Here is an 18,036-nt window from a genome sequence, read left to right as displayed (position 1 = left end):
GAGTGTCGCGTCCTCCGGCGGCCCCGTCCTCGGTGCGGGGCCGCCGGGGGCGGGTCAGTAGGACTGCAGCTCGATCAGGTGGCCGTCCGGGTCCCGCAGGTGGGCGCTGCGCAGGTTGGGGCCCCACTCCGGGCGGTCGGTGGCGGGCACGGCGAGGGTGCCGCCGTGGGCGAGGCAGAGGGCGAGCGCCTTGTCGACGTCGTCGACGCGGAGGACCAGCATCGCGGAGTCCTGGGCGGCGGCCCGGAGGGGAAGGTCCGTGGTGCCGAGGGTGGCCGCCATGGCGGCGCGGTCGTAGAGCACGAGGACGGCCTGGTCGTCGACGTCCCAGTTGGCGTACGGGCCCTCGGGGGCGCCCTTGATCAGGGCGGCGCCGGTGAGGGCCGGCAGGACGGCGCGGTAGAAGCCGAAGCACTCGGCGAAGCGCGTGACGAGCAGGCGGGGATACAGAGCGTCCATGAACAGGGCTCCTGGGGCGTGACTCGAATATTAGTAGGTGCAGACCCACTATAGGAATAAACCCTAGAATCCAGCCATGACCACTCCCGCCGCCTCGCCCTCGGACGGCATGCCGCCGACCCTGCTGGACCTCAGCACCTACCTCCTCTCCCGGATCGGCCGCACCGCTCGGGCCCGCCTCGGCGAGCGGCTGGCCGGGCGCGGACTGCGGCTGTGGGACATGGCCGTCCTGGCCGCCCTCGCCGACTTCGGGCCGCACGCCCAGCGGGACCTCTGCGAGCGGCTCGCCCTGGACCCGAGCGACCTGGCCAAGATCGCCGACCAGCTGGCCGCCGGTGGGTACGTCGAACGGGCCCGGGACGGCGCCGACCGGCGGCGCGTGTCGGTGTCCGTGACGGACGCCGGGCGGACGCTGCTGGCCGAACTCGACGCCGAGGCGCGGTCGGTGCAGGACGAGGTGCTCGCGCCGCTGGACGCGCAGGAGCGGGAGGTGCTGCAGGGGCTGCTGCTGCGCGTCCACGGCGGGCTGGTGACGGGGCGGCTGAGCCTGTGAGTCGCTAGGAAGCGGAGTGCGGGCGGCGTGCTCCCGCGAACTCGTCGGCCCAGCGCGGGATGTCGAGCACGTTCTCGACGCGGGCGACGAGCGTGCCCGTCCGCTCGGCGTGGATCATCGCGCCGTCGCCCACATGGATCCCCACGTGGTGCAGGATCGCGTCCGGGCGGGAGAAGAAGATCAGGTCGCCCGGGAGCATGGCGTCGCGCTCCACCGCGGCGCTCCGGTTGAACTGCGCGACGGTGTAGTGGGCGAGTTCGATCTTCCCGTGGCTGGCGAGGTGCCAGCAGTAGAGGGACAGGCCGCTGCAGTCGTAGCCGACGGTCTTCTCGCCGAGGCAGACTCCGTCGAGGTAGCCGTTCTCGCCGTCGCAGAAGCCGTAGCCCGCCCCGAGCCGGTCGCCGCCGCCCCACGCGTACGGCACGCCGATCTGCGCGGCGGCCACCTCGGCGACGCGCCGCCCGAGCTCGGCAGCCGACATGTCGGGCTCGTCCGGTGCCGGCTTCGCGTTCGCGGCGGCTGACGCCCCCAGTGCGGGCACCAGCCCGGCCCCGAGCGCGATCCCCAGCATCCGGCGCCGGCCGACGCCCGAACCGTCCTCGTGGTGCGGCAGTTGGGTCTCCATCGCTCGCCCTCCCGGTGTTGTCGGCGTCTCGTCATGTCTCGGGCCACCAGGATCCCGGCCGTGCGCGTCGGCCCGCCATCACCCGGAACGGTGAATCGCGAACCGCATCGGCCTTTGAGTGGCGGGAAATTCGCGGCGCAAAGGTTCGATCGCGACCTCTCGGAGGCCCTCATGGCCGGCACCGTCAAGCTCATCCGCAGTGGTGAGGGGGTGACGGAGGTGGCGCTCATGGTGGCGCTTCTCCTGGGGGAACGGGGGCGGGGGAGTCAGTGGTGGACGGGGACGGCGGTAGCGGCGACGGCGGCCTCACGTGCCGGGGTGCGGCGCTCCAGGGCGGCGGACCAGACGGCGAGGACGAGGGCCGCGGCGGCGAGCAGCGCGCCGACCCAGTTCGGGGCCGTGTAGCCGAGGCCGGCGGAGATCACCAGGCCGCCGAGCCAGGCGGAGAGGGCGTTGCCGAGGTTGAACGCCCCGATGTTGACGGCGGAGGCGAGGGTGGGTGCGCCGTGAGCCTGGTCGAGGACGCGCTTCTGCAGCGGCGGGACGGTCGCGAAGCCGAGCGCGCCGACCAGCAGGATCGTGACCGCGGCGAGGATCCTGTTGTGCGCGGTGAGGGTGAACAGCCCCAGGACGACGGCGAGTCCGCCGAGCGAGGCGTACAGCATCGGCATCAGCCGGCGGTCGGCGAACCTGCCGCCGAGCAGGTTCCCGAGGAACATGCCGACGCCGAACAGCACCAGCAGCCAGGTGACGGCGCCGTCGGAGTAGCCGGCGACGCGGGTCATCATCGGGGCGATGTAGGTGATCGCGGCGAACACGCCGCCGAAGCCGAGCACGGTCATCGCCATCGCGAGCAGCACCTGCGGGTTGCGGAACGCGGTGAGCTCGCGGCGCAGGTGGGCGTTTCCGGGTCGGGGCAGGTCGGGCACCAGCCTGGCGATGCCGAGCAGGCCGACCACGCCGAGCGCGGCGACGGCGGCGAAGGTGGTGCGCCAGCCGACGGCCTGGCCGATGAAGGTGCCGAGCGGTACGCCGACGATGTTGGCGACGGTGAGCCCGGTGAACATGGTGGCGATGGCGCCGGCCTTCCGGTCCGGGGCGACCAGGTCGGCGGCGACCACCGAGCCGATGCCGAAGAAGGCGCCGTGGGCGAGCGAGGCCACGATGCGGCCGGCGAGCATCACGCCGAGGTTCGGCGCGGCCGCGGAGAGCAGGTTGCCCGCCACGAACAGGCCCATCAGGAGCATCAGCATCGTCCGGCGGCTGATCCGGGTGCCGAGCACCGTCATCAGCGGCGCGCCGACGACGACGCCGATCGCGTAGCCGGTGACCAGCAGTCCGGCGGTGGGGATGGACACACCGTAGTCGCCTGCGATCTCGGGTAGCAGACCCATGATCACGAACTCGGTGGTCCCGATCCCGAAGGCCCCGATGGCCAGGGCGAGCAGTGCGAGAGGCATGGTGCGACCCTCCAGGTGAGATTGCTAGTGCGCCTTACAGGCCTCAACAATAATTGCAGGCGCGCCATAAGTCCAAGTGTGGGTATTTTGCTCAGGCTGGTATTCGGGGGTGGGGCTTATCCTGGACCCCGTCGCCCCCGGAAGGAGACCGCGCCCATGACCGCCACGGACCCCGCGCTCACCGCCCTCGCCAATGGATGGGCCGCCCTCCACCTCCTGGCCGGCCGGATCGAGGCGCACATCGAGCGCGCCCTGCAGTCCGGGCACGACCTGAGCGTGCGCGAGTACTCGCTGCTCGACGTGCTCAGCCGCCAGCACGACGGCGAGGGCGGCCATCTCCAGATGAAGCAGGTCGCCGACGCGGTCGTCCTCAGTCAGAGCGCCACCACCCGCCTGGTCACCCGCCTGGAGGACCGCGGTCTGCTCTCCCGCTACCTGTGCCCCACCGACCGCCGCGGCATCTACACCAACGTCACCGAGGACGGCCTGAAGCTGCTGGAGGCGGCCCGGCCGACCAACGACGCCGCCCTCCGGGAGGCGCTCGACGAGGCCGCCGGGAATCCCGAACTCGCCCCTCTGGTCAAGGCCGTGGAGGCCATGAACCCGGCGCCGGCGCCCGGGCGGCCCTGAGCGCGGCGCCACGCGACGAAGCGCGCACCGCCGTGGAGGCGCCACGCGCTTCGGCTTTCACGCTTCGTGACGCGGGGGGTGTCCGGCCGGGCCTCGTGGAGCGAGCCGTGGAAGGCGGCGGCTTCCTGGTCGTCCCGGTGCATGGAGTAGCGGTAGCTGCCGCCGGTGCGGCCCGTCCCGGGCGTCGATCTTCATCGTTTCCGAAGCCCGGCATACCGCTGCAGATACCGAGCGTTCGGTTTTGTGTTCGACTCGGCGCGAGGGGCGGCCCCGAGGTGTCGGCGGATCGCCGGTGGCCTCGAATTCGCTGGAGGGAGGGGGCGGGTGGGGGAGATGCAGCCCATGGGGCGATTCCCGGACATCGTCCTGTCCCCTTTGGGTCGGTCGTCGCTAAGATACGGCGTGTTTGGTTTTGTTTTTCGGGAGAACGTCAGGGCGGGGTGGTTCCGGTGGTACGGCAGGAGCGGGCGCTCCGGACGCGTCGGCTGATCCTGGAGGCCGCGGCTTCTGTCTTCGACGAGTTCGGCTACGAGGGCGCGACCATCGGCGAGGTGGTCTCCCGGGCCGGTGTGACGCGCGGGGCGGTCTATTTCCATTTCGCGTCCAAGCGCGATCTTGCGCAGGGTGTGGTCGAGGAGCAGTTCACCCAGGACGAGGTGCCCGAACGCGTCTGCAAACTCCAGGAGTTCGTGGACACCGGGATGGTGGTCGCCCATCTGCTGCCGCGCGACCCGCTGTTGAGCGCCGGCGCCCGGCTCTCGCTCGGCCAGGACGTGTTCGACGAGTTCGGCAGCGGCGCGATCCTCGGGTGGATCGCCCGCTTCGAGGCGATCCTGGTCGCGGCCGGCGAGCGCGGCGAGCTGCTGCCGCACGTCGTTCCGGCGGACGCCGCGTGGCTGCTGACGGCGGCGTGGACGGGCGTGCAGATCCAGTCCCAGAAGCTGAGCGGCCGAGCCGACCTGGAACGTCGGGTGGCCGGACTGTTCCAGCACATGATGCCGAGCATCGCGGTGCCCGGCGTGCTCGGTTCGCTGCGGATGGGTCCGGACCGCGGCGCCCAGGTGGTGGCCGAGGTGGCGGTGGCCCGTGCGGCGGCCGAGGGCGGCTCCGGCGGCGCGGGCAGGAGCCGAGACGGCGGCGGGAGCGCGGAGGTCGAGGCGCACGCGCTCGGCGACGGGGTCGCGGTGTCCTGAGGTAGCGCGGGGCTCGCGAGGGAGCGGGCGAACTGGTGGCGGCGCTGGGCCTGTTGGGCTCCGGCGCCGCCTTCCGTATGTCCACCGGCCGACAGGTCGCGTGCCGGTAGGCGGCCTGTCGGCAAGCCGCCTACCGGTCGGCCCGGGCGCATGGCCCTGCCCGCGCGCGGTCGCACGGCATCGCGCGTGGGGAGTGCAGGATGCCTGCCCGCGCCCCGTAATTGAGCACGTGTACCCCGATTCGCATAAACAAACAGCGCGTTCGGTTTTGTATTGACAAACCGCCCGTCCTGTTTTTGACTGGTGAAGTGGCCCGGGTGTCGATCCGGGGGAGTCGGGTGCCGGCCGCGGCGGATCCGCCGGGGGCGTTCCGTGGATTGGGGTGGTCGTCATGGAGATCCGCGTGCTCGGGGCGTTGGACGTCCGGATGTGCGGTGTGTCGGTGGTGCCGTCGGCGCCGAAGCCGCGTCAGGTCCTGGCGTTACTGGCGCTGCGGGCGGACCAGGTGGTCCCGGCCGGCGTGCTGGCCGACGAACTCTGGTCCGGCCGCCCGCCGCGCAGCGCCCGCACCACGGTGCAGACGTACGTCCTCCAACTGCGCGACCTCATCGACCGCGCGATCGCCGCGACCGGCGCCGCCGCCGGGGTCGCCTGCGCGAAGGACGTCCTCGTGACGTCCCCCGGCGGCTACATGCTCAACAGCGGCGGCGGCCTGGTGGACGCCCGCGAGTTCGACCGCCTGGCCGGCACGGGCTACCGCGCGATGGACGGCGACGATCACCGGCTCGCCGCCAGAATGCTCGACGAGGCGCTGCGGTTGTGGCGCGGACCGGCCTTCTCGGACGTCCCGGCCGGCGGCCAACTGGGCGTCGAGGCCAAGCGGTTGGAGGAGACCAGACTCTGTGCCCTGGACCAGCGCATCGAGGCCGACCTGCGGCTGGGCCGCCACCGCGTCCTGCTCGCCGAACTGACCGTGCTGGTCGACCGCTACCGCACCCACGAGAGCCTGCACGGCCAGTACATGCTCGCGCTGCACCGCTCCGGCCGGAGGGGGGAGGCACTGGAGGTGTACCAGCGCCTCCGTGCCACCCTGGTGAGGGAGTTGGGCATGGAACCGTCGGCGGCGCTGCGGCGGCTCCAACGCTCGATCCTGGTGGCCGCCCCCGAGCGGGCGGAGGCCGGCGGCGCACCGGCCGCGGCGGTCCGGAAGGACGAACAGCCGGGCGCCGGGGCCCGGTTCACCCGGGTCGGATGAGGGCGCCGGCGTGGCGGACGCGGCCCGGCGAGGCTGTTCGGTGCGGTGGGTGTGATCGGAACCGGCTCGCAGCAGTGAGGGGTTGAGGCAGGTGGCGCAGGAGAGGTCGGAGCGGACGCGCGGGCGGCTGGTGGAGGCGGGGGCGGTGCTGTTCGGCCGCAGTGGTTATGCGGGGGCCACGCTGGGCGAGATCGCGAGCGTGGCGGGGGTGACGAAGGGGGCGCTGTACTTCCACTTCGCGTCGAAGGAGGACCTGGCGCGGGCGGTGCTGGACCAGGCCGAGCAGTCGCTGCGCGGCGCGTGCGCGACGCTGCGCACGGCCTCGTCGCCGCTCCAGGCGCTGATCGACTCGGGGTACTGGCTGGTCGACGCGCTCGGCTCGGACGCGGTGATCCGGGCCGCGTTCCGGCTCGGCCGGGAGGGCGGCGTGTGGCTGAGGGAGGCCGCGCAACCCGGCCCGGCGCAACCCGGCCCGGCGCAACCCGGCGCGGCCGGGACGCGGGGCTTCCACGGGGTCTGGGCGGGTGTGGTACGGGAGCTGCTGTCCGGCGCGCGCCGGGCGGGCGAACTGCGCGACCGCCCGGGCGGCATCGGGCCGGAGTCGCTCGTGGTGACGGCTGCGTGCGGCCTGGAGGTCACCTTCGGCGAGGACTGCTCGCCCGAGGAGCGCGCCCGCCGGGTCACCGCGCTGTGGGAGTGGCTGCTGCCCTGCCTCGTCCCGCCGGGCGCGTCGGCCCTGTACCGCGCGAGGCCGCTGACGGGCGTCCCGGCGTAGCTGCTCGGCCTGGTCCGGCACCTCACAGGGGTGGAAGGGGACTGGCGCGACTGGACCACCGACGGTGAGACCCCTCAGCCCCGCCGCGTCAGCGCATCGCGCTCGTGGTCCAGCAGACCCGGACGAGCTGCCAAGCCCAGCGGCACGCGATCGACGGACACGTGCAACTTGACGGCGGCGCCGAGTCGTGCTCGTGCGCCCCCTACAACGCGGTCCGGGGCGTCCCCCGCCGGATCGCGGACGGCGCCTTGGGCGGCCGCCACCAGCAGGCTCGCCCCCGGCTGCCTCGTCGACTCCTCCCGCCCCGTCCCGTGCCGGCCCGAACTCGGTGGTCGCGAGCGATGTTGACGGTCCGCCGCGCGGTCCGCAGGTTCTTCGCGGAGCACCTCCGCCCGCCCGGGAAAGCCCGGGCGGGCGGAGGGAGAGCGTGAGCGCGCGTCCCTACATGGACGACTTGAACAGTGCGAACGGGGCGCCCTGCGGGTCGGCGACCACCGACATGCGGCCGGCCATCATGTCGAAGGGCGGGGCGAGGACGGTGCCGCCGCTCTTGACCAGCGCGTCGACGGTGGAGTCCACGTCGTCGACCGCGAAGTACGTCAGCCAGTGCGCCGGAGTGCCGGGCGGGTCGTTGGCGAGCAGCGTGGCCCCGCCGACCGGCCGACCGCCCACGTGCAGCGCCCAGTACGAGCCCTCCGCACCCTCCATCGGCTGGATCTCGATGCCGAAGGCCTCGCCGTAGAAGGCGGTCGCGGCCTCGATGTCACTGGTGTGCAGCTCGTTCCAGATCAGCGCGCCGGGCTCGTTGACCACCCTCGCGCCGAAGAAGTCGCCGGGCTGCCAGACCCCGAACACCGCGCCTTGGGGGTCGGAGGCGATGAGCATCCGCCCCAGGCTTCCGACGTCCATCACCGGCACCAGCAGCGTGCCGCCCGCAGCGGTGATCGCGTCCTGGGTGGCCTGGGCGTCCGTGGTGGACAGGTAGCTGGTCCACACGGTCGGGGGCTCCGGCATCCCCTCCGGGGCCATCGCCGGCCCGATTCCGGCCGCAGCCTTCCCGTTGAGCTCGCAGACCGCGTACCCGCCGAACTCGGCCGGGCCGGGCTCGCCCTGCCAGCCGAGCAGGTCACGGTAGAAGTCGAGCGCGGCCCGCTGGTCCTTCGCCATGAGGTCGACCCAACACGGCGTGCCGGTCTTGTACGCAGTGGTGACTTCAGGCATGGCTGCCCTTTCTCCCGGGGGATTTCCGCCAGCCACCCTTCCGCCGCCACTCTTCCCCCGCCACCCGACACGCCGCCCCGCCCGGCGACCGGGTGACGGGCGGCCGGTGTGACGGGCCGCGACGGTTGTCACCGCAGGCCTTCGACGACCTGCGGTTCATCACCCGGCCGGGCGCGATGGCTGTCACCGGCTGGGCGCGGATCCTGTCACCTGCCCCAAGGTCGCGGGCTTTCCGTCAGTTGCGGCCCAGCGGGCCGGACCGGCCGACCCTTCACCGTCGTCGATCCGGAGACGTGCCGCCCCGACCGGCCGGTACCGCCGATGGCGGGTACCGCCGCGATCGGGGCGGTTGTGCATCTGCCGGCCACCGCAGTCCCCGGGACCCGTCCTCGACGAGCGGCATCCTGGCCGGCACCGCCTACCGTCCGCTGCCGGCCTGCCGGCCCGGCCTCACTTCAGGTGCCGGCCGAAGAACCGGTTACCGTCGTCCACCTCGAACCACGGGGTGCCGGCGTGCCCGCCCAGATTGGCGTGCAGCGTCTTCTCCTTGGAGCCGAAGGCGTCGAACAGGTCCAGGGCCCGCTGCCGGGGGTTCCCTTCGTCGTCCCACTGCAGCAGGAACCGCAGCGGAATGGTGACCTGCCGGGCCTCCTCGCGCTGGGCGCGGGGCACGTAACCCCCGGCGAAGAAACCGGCGGCCGCGATGCGCGGCTCGACCACCGCCAGCCGAATGCCGACGGCGGTCCACCCCGAGTACCCGACCGGGCCGCCGATCTCGGGCAGCGAAAGGAGGGCGTCCAGGGTGGTCCGCCACTCCGGGACCGCCTTTTCGACCAGCGGACCGATGAACGACTCGAAGATCTCGTCGACCGGTTCGCCGGCCTGCATCGCCCGGCGGAGGTCGGCGCGGGCCTGTTCGTCGGCGGCGGAACGGGGCCGGTCGCCGTGCCCGGGGGCGTCGATGGCGGCCACCGCGTAGCCGTACGCCGCGGCGTGCCGGGCCCGGGCCACCAGCCGCGGTTCCCGCTTGTGCAGGCCGCCGTTGTGGCCGATCAGGATCAGCGGGGTCGGTGCGGCGGATTCAGGCGTCCACAGGGTGCCGGGGATCTCGCCGAGGGTGAATTCGCGTTCGAGGACGCCGTTGTCGAGGCGCTGCTCGGAAGTGAATTGCATGGTCGTGCCTTTCGGGAGTGCTCTTGAACGGCGCTCCCGGACGACCTATCGCCCGACCGTGACCCCGGAGGGGAGCACCCATGTCGATACTGCGTTCACGGGTACCACCTCCTCGTTCTCTCGCACGGTCTCCGGCAGGCTAGCAGTGGCTGCCGTGGTCCGCCAAAGCGTTTTTTGCGCAGGCTCCGGGGCCCGCCGGCGAAGGCGGTCGAATGTCAGTCCTACTCGCCATGATGGCGGCATGAAGGACATCGCCACCATGGCCTCCCCTGTCGCCCTGACCTCCGCGGACGCCTACGCCGACGCCGTCGCCGCCGCCGTCCGGGCTGCCGCCGCGTACTACGCCGACGGGGAGACCCCGCTGGGCGACGACGAGTACGACGCGCTCGTGCGGGCGATCGAGGCCTACGAGCGTGAGCACCCCGACGAGGTGCTGCCCGAGACGCCGACCGGGAAGGTCGCCGGCGGGGCGGCGGGCGGGGACGTCCCGCACACTGTGCCGATGCTCTCGCTCGACAACGTGTTCTCCGCCGAGGAGCTGGAGTCCTGGGCGGCCGGTCTGGAGCGCCGCCTGGGCCGTCCGGTCGCCGCCTGGTGCGTCGAGCCGAAGCTGGACGGTCTCGCCGTCGCAGCCCGCTACCGGGCCGGGCGGCTCGCCCAGGTGCTCACCCGCGGTGACGGCCTGGCCGGTGAGGACATCACCCACGCCGCCGACGCCGTCCTCGGCCTGCCCGCGCGGCTCGCCGAGCCGCTGGACATCGAGTTGCGCGGCGAAGTCCTGCTCACCCACGAGCAGTTCGAGCAGGCCAACGCCGTCCGCACCGCCCACGGTGCCACCCCCTTCGCCCACCCGCGCAGCGGCGCCGCCGGCACCCTGCGCGCCAAGGACCGCCCCTACCGCGTCGAGCTGACGTTCTTCGCCTACGACGCCCTCGGCCTGCCCGGCCTCGACCACGCCGCCCTGCTGGCCCGCCTCGCCGAGCTCGGCGCCAACACCGCCGCCACCACCGACGCCGCGCCCCGCCGCTGCGCCACCCTCGCCGAGGCGCAGCAGCGCATCGACGAGATCGCCGCCCTGCGCGCCGCGCTGCCGTTCGGCATCGACGGCGTCGTCGTCAAGGCGGACGCGGCGGCGGACCAGGAGGAGGCCGGTTCGGGATCGCGCGCGCCGCGGTGGGCCGTCGCCCGCAAGCTCCAGGCGCAGCACAAGGTCACCCGGCTGCTCGCCGTGGAGTGGAACGTCGGCCGCACCGGGATCATCGCGCCGCGCGCCGTCCTCGAACCGGTCGTGATCGACGGCGTCACCGTCACGTACGCGACGCTGCACAACCCGGCCGACATCGAGCGCCGCGGTCTGATGATCGGCGACCAGGTGTTCGTCTACCGGGCGGGGGACGTCATCCCGCGCGTCGAGGCGCCGCTGGTCGACGAGCGCGCCGGCGCCGAGCGGCCGATCGTGTTCCCCGAGGTGTGCCCGCGCTGCGGCGACGCGATCGACACGTCCGAGCAGCGCTGGCGCTGTGTGCGGGGGAGGGCCTGCCAGGCCGTCGCCTCGGTGATCTACGCGGCCGGGCGCGACCAGCTCGACATCGAGGGCCTGGGCGGCACCCGGGCCGTCCAGCTGGTCGAGAGTGGTCTCGTCAACGACATCGCCGACCTCTTCACCCTCACGAAGGAGCAGTTGCTCACCCTCGACCGCATGGGCGAGACCAGCGCCGACAACCTGCTCGCCGCCCTGGAGACGGCCCGCACGCGTCCGCTGCACCGGGTGTTCTGCGCGCTCGGCGTCCGCGGCACCGGCCGCACGATGTCCCGCCGCCTCGCCGCCCACTTCGGCAGCATGGCCGCGATCCGGGCCGCCGACGTGGCGGCGCTCGCGGGCGTGGACGGCATCGGGGTCGAGAAGGCTGCCGTCATCATGGCCGAACTCGACGACGTGGCAGCGCTGTTGGACCGACTCGCGGCCCAGGGTGTCGGTACGGAGGTCACCGAACCGGCAGCGCCTGCCGCCACCACCTCTGGGGACGACTCGGCGGCAGGCCCGCTCGCCGGCGAGACCGTCGTCGTCACCGGCGCCATGACGGGCGCCCTCGCCGACCTCTCCCGCAACGCGGTGAACGAGCTCGTCGAACGCGCCGGAGGCAAGGCCTCGGGATCGGTCTCGAAGCGCACCACCCTCGTCGTCGCGGGCGAGAAGGCCGGCTCCAAGCGCGCCAAGGCCGAGGAGCTCGGCATCCGGATCCTCACCCCGGAGGAGTTCGCGGCCGTGGTCGCGGACATCATGGGCTGAGAGCCAGAGATCGACCGACCCCGGAGGTTGGTCACGCAGAGGTGCGGTAGGGTGACCGACGCCGAGTAGGACCGCTACCCAGGGAGGTGAGACCCATTACCGGTACGTCCGAGCGGGTGCTCCCCGGGTCCGGTCGCAGGGACGGCGCGTCGCGCGCGTAGGCGCGATGGCGTCCCGTTCCACGGCGACGTCCCTCGCGGGGCCCTGACGGAGTCGTTCAGTTCTTCTCGATTCCCTCAAGAGGTTCTCCTTGTCGGTCTTCCCTTCCGCGCCCCTTCGTTCCTCCGTGGTCTCGCGCCTGCGCTCCGCCGGCTGCGTCTTCGCGGAGGACGAAGCGCGGATCCTGCTCACCGCGGCCGCCACACCGGCCGAGCTCGCCGCGATGGTCCGCGCCCGCGCCGCGGGCCGCCCGCTGGAACACGTCGTCGGCTGGGCCGAGTTCGCGGGCCTGCGGATCGCCGTCGACCCCGGCGTCTTCGTCCCGCGCCGCCGCAGCGAGCACCTCGTCACCACGGCCACCGCGCTGACCGGCCCGGACGCCGTCATCGTCGACCTGTGCTGCGGCAGCGGAGCCCTCGGCGCCGCCCTCGCCGCCGCCGTCCCGCACCCCGTCGAGCTGCACGCCGCCGACGTCGACCCGGCCGCCGTCCGCTGCGCCCGCCGCAACCTCGCCCCGTGCGGCGGTCAGGTCCACCACGGCGACCTCTTCGCCGCCCTGCCCGCCGCCCTGCGCAACCGCATCGCCGTCCTGCTCGCCAACGTCCCGTACGTCCCCACCGCCGACATCGACCTCCTGCCCCCCGAGGCCCGCCTGCACGAGGCCCTCCCCGCCCTCGACGGCGGCACCGACGGGCTCGACGTGCTGCGCCGCGTCGCCGCCGACGCCCCGCGCTGGCTCGCCCCCGGCGGCTCCCTCCTCTTCGAGACCAGCGAACGCCAGACCCCGGACGCCCTCGCCATCGCCCTCGCCGCCGACCTGCACGCCACCGCCTCCTACCACGAGGACCTCGACGCGACCGCCATCACCGCGGTCCGGCACCGCTGACGGCCCGCCGGGCGGGCTTCGCCCGGAGCGGGGTCGGGGCCGGGGGTGGGCCGGGGCATACGTCGACCGGCTGGTCGGCATCCGGATCGCCGAGCCAAAAGCCGCCGCCCCGGCCCTTCGACCGGGCCGGGGCGGGCGGCGGTGGCTCAGCGGTGGAGGAGCCAGTGGGGGCCGGTGCTCCAGCCGAGGAAGCGGCGGGCGGTGCCGCCATCCGCGGTGCCGTCGGGGTCGAACCGGCCGCCGCCGGCGATCAGGTGCAGGCCCGTCACGGCCGGGGCGAGGCGGGCGGGGTGGTCCTGGGCGAGTTCGCGCAGGACGGCGTCCCGGGCCCGCGGCGGGCACAGGGAGAGGTGGAAGAGCCCCTGGCGCCAGGCGAAGGCGGCGTTCTTCACGACCGGCAGCGGGCGGGGCACCCGCTCGGCCAGTCCGGCCAGTCGGCAGGCGGTGGCGAAGGAGCGCCGGGCGAGGGTGTCCCAGCCGGCGGGCGGGGTGATGCCGACCGGCCCGGCGAGGGTGGCCAGGTTGTGGGTGGTGAGGATCTGGGCCTGCTCGATCACCGTGCCGTTGCCGGCCACCGACCGCGGCTCGCCGGTGCGGGCCGCCCGCCGTGTGCACAGGGCGGCGAAGGGCGCGCCGTCCGCCAGGGTGTACACGTCGAGGTAGTCGATGCCGAAGTATCGTTCGTAGAGCGTGCCTTCGAGGAGCTCGGCGGCGATGCGGGCGGCCGCGGGGAACTTCGAGGAGAAGCCGCCCATGAAGATGTCGGCGGCCAGTTCCTCGACGAACGGCAGCTGCGTGCCGCAGCGGCGGGCCAGCGCGGCCAGTTCGCTCACCAGCGGGTTGGGCAGGATCGTGCCGGGGAACGCGCCGACGGCCACCTCGCCCAGGCGGCGCAGGGTGGCGAACTGGGTGTCGGCGACGGCGGGGTCGGTGCTGCGGTGCGGGCGGACGGCCTGCACCCAGGGCAGTTCCTCGGCGCGGACCTGGTGGGCGTAGTCGAGCAGGAGCAGCGAGCGGCGCTCGGCGAAGGCACGGTGGCCTGCCGCCGCCAGGGTGCGCAGGGCCGGGTCGGGGTGGGCGGCGGCGTCGGCCACCGAGGCGAGCTGGGGCACGAGTTCGGCGAGGACCTCGGCGGAGGGGACGAGGCCGCGCTCGATGAGCGTTTCGACGGGCGCGCTGGTGGCGGCCAGGACGGGCCTGTGCAGGGTGGCCGGGATGACGGCGCCGACGGGCAGGCCTCTGGCGTCGGCCTCGGCCACGGTGACGGGGGCGAGGACGGCGGCAGGGTCGGCCACTCCCTCGTGCTCGGGCAGGTCGGCGAGGCGGGCGAGCAGGAGAACGGCGAGGGCGTGGTGGGAGGGCAGGGCGGCCTGGCGGCCCTGCTCCCGGCGCAGCGCGGTGTGCCGGGCGGAGCCGGGCAGGCCGCGGCGGCGGACCATCGACTCGGCGGCGTGGCGCAGCAGACCGATCGTACGGGCGTCCAACTGCTTGCCGGTGACGGTCAGTTCGAGGGCGGTGCGCAGGATGCCGAGGTTCTCGCGGGGGTTGCGGTGCTTGCCGCACCGGGTGTGGGCGGCGGCGAGGGTGCGGTAGCGCAGGAGGAGTTCGGCGCTGCGCCGGTGCCAGTCGGGGCCGGGGGTGCGGTCGAGGACGCGGCCGGGACGCTCGTCGCTGGGGGAGGTTTCCAACCAGTGGGCGAGCAACTCGTCCGAGAAGGGGAGCCAGACGGTGTGGGCCTCGCGCTGGGTCTCCACGGCGTGGCTGGGGCCGCGGAGGGCGAGGGCGGCGCTCGCGTCGGCGGCGGTGGTGCGGTGTACGGCGTCGGGGGCGGCGGTGGAGGAGCCGCCGGGCCGCGGGGTGAAGCGCAGCCGGTCGGCGAAGGGCCGGAGGGTGGCGACCAGGTCGAGCGCGGCGTCGTGCTCGCCCGCGCGGACCAGCCAGGCGACCGTGAGCAGGGCGGCCTCCTCGGGCACGGTGACGCGGTAGCGGCCGCTGTCGAGGAGGCGCCACAGCGCGGTGAGGCCGGGTTCGGTGAGCGAGTGGGCGAACAGCTCGGCGCGGCCCTCGGGGATGCCGGCGGCGCGGCAGGCCGCCGACTCGTCGGGCTGGAGGGGGCCTTCGGCGCGGGCGCGGCCGGTCGCGAAGCCGCCGCGCAGCACCTCGGGGGTCACCCAGGCGGGCAGGCCCGTCACCGGGGTGCGGGAGCCGACCCGCAGGCGGCCGTCGCGCATGCCGGCCAGCACCGCGCGCCAGCCGCTCATCCGCTGCTCGGCGCGTTCGCGGGTGGCCGGGTCCGGGTGGGACAGGGCGGTGGCGAAGGCGCGGGCGAGCCGGCCGTGCGCGTAGTCGGTGGAGACGGTGACGGCGGTGGCGGCCGTCGGGCGCGGGTGCTGCTGCTCAGCGTTGGTGTCCATTGCCGACGTGGCGGGTTCTGCCCCCGCGCCCTCCAGGTCCCGAGCCTGGTGCTCTGTCTCGCTGAGCTACACGTCGCTGTCGGGACGAGACCCTACGAAGCGGGCGGGGGCGGGGCAACGCAATATCCACAGGGCTCGGCTCAGTCGTACTGGCCTGCGTGCGGCCCTTTCACGGTGTTGCCAGGGACGGTGCGCCCTTGGATCTCCTCGCCGCCCCCGGGCGGGGCACCGCCGGGCCTCCCTGCTTGAGGCGCCCCACTGCCCGCCGCAAGGGTGAAACAGCGATACTCCGCCGTGGAATTCGTTTTGCAGCATGGGATGTGCCGTTCGCTCACATAGCGTGGCCCACCGGGTTGCACCCCTTTCCAGCATCGCCCGGCCGGCGTTCCGCGGTCGTCCCATCTGCTCGTGGAGACCGATCGCGGATTGGTCCTGCATCACACCCGCCCGGGCGACTGGGGACGCGTAGAAGGAACGATGGTCATGAATGCGAATTCCTCTCCGCCAGTCCGGCGGCCGCGTACGGCCTGCCTGGTCGCGGTCGCCGTTGCCGGAGTGCTGGGCCTGCTCAGCGCGTGCGGCGGATCGTCACCCAAACCCTCCGGTGCGCTGAGCCCCGGACCCGGTCAGACCCTGGCGGGATTTCCCGGTGCCTCCGGAACGAGCGGCACGGTCGCTGTCAGCGCACCACCAAGCGCGTCCTCGACCTCACCTGCCACTGCCGGCGGCCAGCCGTCCGCTCCAGCGGCCGCCAACGCGGTGACGATCCAGAACTTCGCGTTCTCCCCGCCCGCTCTGACGGTCAAGGTGGGTACGAAGGTGACCTGGACCAACACCGACCCCGACACTCACACCGTCACCAGCAAGCAAGGATCGGGCGGGCCACTGCAGTCGGCAGCCCTGGCCACCAACGACACCTACAGCTACACGTTCACCCAACCCGGCACCTACCCCTACTTCTGCAGCATCCACCCGTTCATGACCGCCACCGTGGAGGTGACCCCATGACCGAGCACACGGACGACTCCAACGGTGGCGGCGAGCACGGCATGACCCGCCGGCAGCTCATGCGGCACTCCGCCTGGTTCGGTGGTGCCGTCGTCCTGACGGTCACCGCAGGCGAGGTGATCAGTCACATCCCCGGTTCGGCGAGCGCGGCCCCGGCGAGCAGCGCGGACCTGCGGTTCGTGCAGATCTCCGACAGCCACATCGGCTTCCAGGGACCGGCCAACATGGACGTCACCGGGACGTTCGGCACAGCGATCAACCAGATCAACTCCCTCGGCTTCCGGCCCGACTTCGTCATGCACAGTGGCGACCTGACGCACCTTTCCACTCCGGACCAGTTCGATCAGGTCAAGCAGATGCTGTCGCAACTGGACACGGACCGGGTCTTCACCGTGCCGGGCGAGCACGACTCGATCGGAGACAACGGACCACGCGCCTACCGACAGGCTTTCGGCCAGAACACCCTGGGCGACGGCTGGTACAGCTTCGACACTCACGGTGTGCACTTCATCGCGCTCGTCAACACGCTGCACCTGGAGCAACTCGGCCACCTGGGCAACGATCAGATCGACTTCGTGCGCAAGGACATCGCGGGCCTGTCGTCGGACACCCCCATCGTCATCTTCAGCCACATCCCGTTGTTCGCGATGTATCCGACGTGGGGCTGGGGCACCGACGACTCGGTGCAGCTGCTGTCGATGTTTCGCCGCTTCTCCTCAGTGACGTGCCTCAACGGGCACGTCCACCAGCTGTTCAGCAAGACCGAGGGCAACATCACCTTCCACTCGGCCCGCCCCACCTGCTACCCGTTCCCCAAACCCGGAGAGGGCCCCGCCCCACTCCCGCAGGTACTGCCCGCCGGACGCCTCAAGGACGCACTCGGCATCCGCACCGTCAACTACTGGCAGGGCAGCCACGCACTGGCCGTCAAGGACGAGAAGCTCGCATGAACACCCGGAGCCTGCCCGCCCTCGCGCTGCGCCTGGTGCTTGCCGCCACGCTCGCGGCGAGTGGATACATCCACGCCCAGCTCTACATCGACGGATACCGCTTCGTCCACATCATCGGCCCGTTGTTCCTGTTGCAGGCCAGCACGGCTTTCGCGGTGGCCGCACTCCTTCTGTTGGGGGCGCCCCTGTTCCTGCGAATCGCCGGCGCGGTGATTGCCGTCTGCACGCTCGTCGGGTTCGTCGCATCTCGCACCACCGGATTGTTCGGGTTCTCCGAAGACGGCCTGCAACCCGCCCCGCAGGCCGTGCTCAGCCTCATCGCCGAGGTGCTCACCCTGCTGATCGTCGTGGCCTGGCAGCCAGCGCTAGCGGCGGCGGCAAGATCGAGAGCGGCGGCGGCCGAGCGCGTGGAGGGCCTCGCTCCCCCCGTCGGCCACCGACGGCTCCATGACGTCCTGTGGCTTCTCCTGCCCGTGGCGGTGGCGGCCGGCCTCTTCTGGTACGGCCGGGTACACACCCCCGACTACGAGGCCAGCCTCTTCGGGAACCGCGGCAATGACGCGATGCAGCTGAAAGCCCAACTGGGCTCCGCACTCCTGGGCCTGGCGCTGATTCAGCTCTTTCTCGCCCTGTGGATCTACGGCCGTGTTCCCGCACTGCAAGCCGCACCGCACCGGGTCCACACCACGCACCGCCTCATCGGCCTGGCCGCCTTCCTCCTCTCCCTGCCCATCGCTCAGCACTGCATCACCGCCTACGGCGTCCAATTCACCGACACCCGCGTGGCGCTGCACTCGCTCACCGGCTGCTTCCTCTACGGGGCCTTCGTCGCCAAGGTCATCGTGGTCCGGCACCGCCGCTGGCCCGGCTGGGCACTCCCCGTGGCCGGCGGTACCCTCGTCACCGCGATCGCCCTGATCTGGTACGTCGCCCCCCTCTGGTATCTGAACGGTTTCCAGGCACCCGGCCTGTGAGCAGGACGTGA

Annotated in this window: 16 protein-coding genes and 1 tRNA gene; 10 read left to right on the top strand and 7 right to left on the bottom strand. The window is 72.9% G+C overall.

What is annotated here, in order from left to right; translation table 11 throughout:
* Positions 1-54: 54 nt before the first annotated feature.
* Positions 55-459, bottom strand: a complete 405-nt coding sequence (locus ACWCXH_RS01240; RefSeq protein ID WP_449799218.1) for a VOC family protein — start codon at positions 457-459, stop codon at positions 55-57.
* Positions 460-535: 76 nt separating this feature from the next.
* Here ACWCXH_RS01240 and ACWCXH_RS01235 point away from each other — a divergent pair, with 76 nt between their 5' ends.
* Positions 536-1,012 (top strand): MarR family winged helix-turn-helix transcriptional regulator, encoded by a 477-nt coding sequence (locus tag ACWCXH_RS01235; protein ID WP_449799217.1) that lies wholly within the window; start codon positions 536-538, stop codon positions 1,010-1,012.
* Positions 1,013-1,016: 4 nt separating this feature from the next.
* Here the strand turns inward: ACWCXH_RS01235 and ACWCXH_RS01230 are convergent, their stop codons facing one another.
* A complete protein-coding gene (locus tag ACWCXH_RS01230; protein ID WP_449799216.1) occupies positions 1,017-1,637 on the bottom strand; it encodes a C40 family peptidase in 621 nt (206 codons plus the stop codon).
* Between the two features lie 266 nt (positions 1,638-1,903).
* On the bottom strand, positions 1,904-3,097 hold the full coding sequence (locus ACWCXH_RS01225) for an MFS transporter (RefSeq protein ID WP_449799215.1): 1,194 nt from the start codon (positions 3,095-3,097) through the stop codon (positions 1,904-1,906).
* A 156-nt stretch (positions 3,098-3,253) separates the two neighbouring features.
* On the opposite strand from ACWCXH_RS01225, the gene ACWCXH_RS01220 reads away from it, so the two are divergent.
* The 4 genes from ACWCXH_RS01220 (at position 3,254) to ACWCXH_RS01205 (ending at position 6,950) form a co-directional block, all read left to right on the top strand.
* Positions 3,254-3,727: a MarR family winged helix-turn-helix transcriptional regulator gene (locus ACWCXH_RS01220; protein WP_449799214.1), complete on the top strand. Its 474-nt coding sequence runs from the start codon at positions 3,254-3,256 to the stop codon at positions 3,725-3,727.
* Positions 3,728-4,176: 449 nt separating this feature from the next.
* Positions 4,177-4,920, top strand: coding sequence for a ScbR family autoregulator-binding transcription factor (locus tag ACWCXH_RS01215; protein WP_449799213.1), 744 nt, complete (start codon positions 4,177-4,179; stop codon positions 4,918-4,920).
* A 391-nt stretch (positions 4,921-5,311) separates the two neighbouring features.
* On the top strand, positions 5,312-6,175 hold the full coding sequence (locus ACWCXH_RS01210) for an AfsR/SARP family transcriptional regulator (protein ID WP_449799212.1): 864 nt from the start codon (positions 5,312-5,314) through the stop codon (positions 6,173-6,175).
* Between the two features lie 91 nt (positions 6,176-6,266).
* The gene (locus ACWCXH_RS01205) at positions 6,267-6,950 is read left to right on the top strand and encodes a ScbR family autoregulator-binding transcription factor (RefSeq protein WP_449799211.1); all 684 of its coding nucleotides are present in this window, start codon (positions 6,267-6,269) and stop codon (positions 6,948-6,950) included.
* 441 nt (positions 6,951-7,391) lie between these two features.
* On the opposite strand, the gene ACWCXH_RS01200 is transcribed toward ACWCXH_RS01205, so the two are convergent.
* On the bottom strand, positions 7,392-8,171 hold the full coding sequence (locus ACWCXH_RS01200) for a VOC family protein (protein WP_449799210.1): 780 nt from the start codon (positions 8,169-8,171) through the stop codon (positions 7,392-7,394).
* Between the two features lie 450 nt (positions 8,172-8,621).
* Positions 8,622-9,344 carry an alpha/beta hydrolase gene (locus ACWCXH_RS01195; protein ID WP_449799209.1) on the bottom strand — a complete coding sequence of 241 codons (723 nt, stop codon included), beginning with the start codon at positions 9,342-9,344 and terminating at the stop codon, positions 8,622-8,624.
* A 241-nt stretch (positions 9,345-9,585) separates the two neighbouring features.
* Between ACWCXH_RS01195 and ligA the strand changes: the two genes are divergently transcribed.
* Positions 9,586-11,634 carry an NAD-dependent DNA ligase LigA gene (gene ligA, locus ACWCXH_RS01190; protein WP_449799208.1) on the top strand — a complete coding sequence of 683 codons (2,049 nt, stop codon included), beginning with the start codon at positions 9,586-9,588 and terminating at the stop codon, positions 11,632-11,634.
* 286 nt (positions 11,635-11,920) lie between these two features.
* The gene (locus ACWCXH_RS01185) at positions 11,921-12,679 is read left to right on the top strand and encodes a putative protein N(5)-glutamine methyltransferase (protein WP_449799207.1); all 759 of its coding nucleotides are present in this window, start codon (positions 11,921-11,923) and stop codon (positions 12,677-12,679) included.
* Between the two features lie 146 nt (positions 12,680-12,825).
* Here ACWCXH_RS01185 and ACWCXH_RS01180 read toward each other — a convergent pair whose 3' ends face one another.
* Together ACWCXH_RS01180 and ACWCXH_RS01175 are read right to left on the bottom strand one after the other, a co-directional pair.
* On the bottom strand, positions 12,826-15,093 hold the full coding sequence (locus ACWCXH_RS01180) for a hypothetical protein (protein ID WP_449799206.1): 2,268 nt from the start codon (positions 15,091-15,093) through the stop codon (positions 12,826-12,828).
* A 2-nt stretch (positions 15,094-15,095) separates the two neighbouring features.
* A tRNA-Pro gene (locus ACWCXH_RS01175) sits at positions 15,096-15,169 on the bottom strand.
* Positions 15,170-15,570: 401 nt separating this feature from the next.
* Between ACWCXH_RS01175 and ACWCXH_RS01170 the strand changes: the two genes are divergently transcribed.
* Genes ACWCXH_RS01170 through ACWCXH_RS01160 form a run of 3 tightly spaced genes read left to right on the top strand, consistent with a single transcriptional unit; the run spans position 15,571 to position 18,025 of the window.
* Entirely contained in the window at positions 15,571-16,101 is a 531-nt protein-coding gene (locus tag ACWCXH_RS01170; RefSeq protein WP_449799359.1) for a plastocyanin/azurin family copper-binding protein, read from the top strand.
* On the top strand, positions 16,098-17,051 hold the full coding sequence (locus tag ACWCXH_RS01165) for a metallophosphoesterase family protein (protein ID WP_449799205.1): 954 nt from the start codon (positions 16,098-16,100) through the stop codon (positions 17,049-17,051). Before ACWCXH_RS01170 ends, ACWCXH_RS01165 begins: the two co-directional genes overlap by 4 nt.
* Complete coding sequence (locus ACWCXH_RS01160) at positions 17,048-18,025, top strand: DUF6529 family protein (protein ID WP_449799204.1); 978 nt, start codon at positions 17,048-17,050, stop codon at positions 18,023-18,025. The genes ACWCXH_RS01165 and ACWCXH_RS01160 overlap by 4 nt, the downstream gene beginning before the upstream one ends.
* Positions 18,026-18,036 lie beyond the last annotated feature (11 nt).

This window comes from Kitasatospora sp. NPDC001660 (genome assembly GCF_053596725.1).
Note: the sequence above shows the minus strand (reverse complement) of the source record. Positions and strands in the feature narration are given on the sequence as shown.

Excerpts from the sequence above, each read along its gene's own strand:
- ACWCXH_RS01240 (WP_449799218.1), bottom strand. The coding sequence starts at position 459 with ATGGACGCTCTGTATCCCCGCCTGCTCGTCACGCGCTTCGCCGAGTGC.
- ACWCXH_RS01235 (WP_449799217.1), top strand. The coding sequence starts at position 536 with ATGACCACTCCCGCCGCCTCGCCCTCGGACGGCATGCCGCCGACCCTG.
- ACWCXH_RS01230 (WP_449799216.1), bottom strand. The coding sequence starts at position 1,637 with ATGGAGACCCAACTGCCGCACCACGAGGACGGTTCGGGCGTCGGCCGG.
- ACWCXH_RS01225 (WP_449799215.1), bottom strand. The coding sequence starts at position 3,097 with ATGCCTCTCGCACTGCTCGCCCTGGCCATCGGGGCCTTCGGGATCGGG.
- ACWCXH_RS01220 (WP_449799214.1), top strand. The coding sequence starts at position 3,254 with ATGACCGCCACGGACCCCGCGCTCACCGCCCTCGCCAATGGATGGGCC.
- ACWCXH_RS01210 (WP_449799212.1), top strand. The coding sequence starts at position 5,312 with ATGGAGATCCGCGTGCTCGGGGCGTTGGACGTCCGGATGTGCGGTGTG.
- ACWCXH_RS01200 (WP_449799210.1), bottom strand. The coding sequence starts at position 8,171 with ATGCCTGAAGTCACCACTGCGTACAAGACCGGCACGCCGTGTTGGGTC.
- ACWCXH_RS01195 (WP_449799209.1), bottom strand. The coding sequence starts at position 9,344 with ATGCAATTCACTTCCGAGCAGCGCCTCGACAACGGCGTCCTCGAACGC.
- ligA (WP_449799208.1), top strand. The coding sequence starts at position 9,586 with ATGAAGGACATCGCCACCATGGCCTCCCCTGTCGCCCTGACCTCCGCG.
- ACWCXH_RS01180 (WP_449799206.1), bottom strand. The coding sequence starts at position 15,093 with ATGGACACCAACGCTGAGCAGCAGCACCCGCGCCCGACGGCCGCCACC.
- ACWCXH_RS01170 (WP_449799359.1), top strand. The coding sequence starts at position 15,571 with ATGGTCATGAATGCGAATTCCTCTCCGCCAGTCCGGCGGCCGCGTACG.
- ACWCXH_RS01165 (WP_449799205.1), top strand. The coding sequence starts at position 16,098 with ATGACCGAGCACACGGACGACTCCAACGGTGGCGGCGAGCACGGCATG.
- ACWCXH_RS01160 (WP_449799204.1), top strand. The coding sequence starts at position 17,048 with ATGAACACCCGGAGCCTGCCCGCCCTCGCGCTGCGCCTGGTGCTTGCC.